General features: G+C 69.5%; 1 protein-coding gene. It reads right to left on the reverse strand.

What is annotated here, in order from left to right:
- Positions 1 to 1,635 (reverse strand): Ig-like domain-containing protein (locus Q664_RS40860; RefSeq protein WP_235217074.1); only part of this gene is annotated, 1,635 nt, incomplete at both ends.

Consider the following 1,635-nt stretch of genomic DNA (forward strand, 5'->3'; position numbering starts at 1 on the left):
CGGTGAGGGACACCGTGGGCGGGATCAGGTCGTTGTTGAGGGTGACGTTCACTGCGGGCCCCCCGGAAGAGGACAGCCCCGCGGCGTCGAAGGCGACGACGGAGAGGGCGTAGGCGCCGTTGGGCATGGTGCGCGTGTCCCATGCGAGGGAGAAGGGCGGGGAGGAGTCGGAGCCCACCAGGGTGGAGTCGGCGTAGAAGTCGACGCGGGCCACGCCGAAGTCATCGGAGGCGGACACCGGGAGGGTGACCGTGCCCTTGAGGGTGGCGCCGGCGGCTGGAGCGGTGAGCGAGGCGGAGGGCGGCGTGGTGTCCACGTCGGTGCCCACGGCGAACACCAGGTCATCGTGGTCGTTCACCGTGCCCGCGTTGCACTCGGAGGTGCTGCCTCCGCTGCGGTAGACGGCGCGCAAGGCCTGCAGGGAGCCCGGGGGCAGCAGGTACGTGGTCGACAGGACCCGTGCGCCGGTGCTGGTGGGGGTCAGGGTGGTGAGGTACGTCCACGACGGCGCGTTCGCGTCCTCGGCGTAGAACAGATCCAGCCGCTCATTGGCGATCGAGCTCACCCAGACGGTGACATCGACCTTCACCTCCTTGCCGGGGGCGAAGGGCGTCCCATCCGTCCGCGAGACCAGGATCTGGTCGATCGAGGGACTGGTGTGGAAGGTGCCACTCGTCCCATCCGCGCAGGAGCCGCCCAGGGTGTTGGGCTGATGGGGCTCGGGCCCGAGGTTGGCACGGCCCCTCACCAGCGTGGTGGTGTCGCAGCGATAGGTGACGGCCGGGCACAGGGGCACGCCGAGCGTGGCGTCGTAACCGGCGGTGCCGGGGTGGAAGAGCGTGACGGAGATGATGGCGCTGTAGGTGGAGTTGCCGGAGGGATCGTAGGCGCGGCTCCTGAGCGAATAGGCGCCATTGGCCTTGCTGGTGGTGTCCCAGGCGAAGGAGAAGGGCGCGGTGGTGTCGGTGCCGAGCAGGGTGGAACCCAGGTAGAACTCGACCTTGGACACGGTGCCGCGGTCATCGCTGGCGGAGACCTCGATGGGGACGATGCCGTAGACGACGGCGCCCGCGGTGGGCGAGGTGATGGCGATGGTGGGGGCCGTCAGATCGTTGTCGAAGACGACGTTGACGGACGAGAGGGCCGTGTTGGTGGCGGTGTCATGGGCCCTGGCGGTCACGACACGGGGGCCGTTGGAGAGGTTGCGGGTGTTGTAGCTGCACGAGTAGGGCGAGCTGGTGTCGGAGCACAGGACGGTGGTTCCGGAGAGGAACTCCACCCTGGACATGCCCCGGTCGTCCGTGGCGGTGGCGGTGAAGGTGACGGTGCCGGTGAGGGTGGAGCCCTCGGCGGGAGCGGTGAGGGTGACCGTGGGCGGGGTGAGGTCGTTGTTGGCGGTGACGGTGACCGGGGCGGAGGTGGCGCTGTTGCCCACGGCATCCAGCGCCCGGGCGGTCAGGGTGCGCGAGCCGTTGGGCCCGTTGCGGCTGTTCCAGGAGAACGAATAGGGCGAGGTGGTGTCGGAGCCCACGAGGGTGGAGCCGTCGTAGAACTCCACCTTGGTGACGCCCACGTTGTCGGAGGCGGTCGCCGAGAGGGTGACGCTGCCCGTGACGGTGGCGTCAGCGGCCGGAG

The organism is Archangium violaceum Cb vi76, from assembly GCF_000733295.1.
In the GTDB taxonomy this organism is placed as follows: Bacteria; Myxococcota; Myxococcia; order Myxococcales; family Myxococcaceae; genus Archangium; species Archangium violaceum.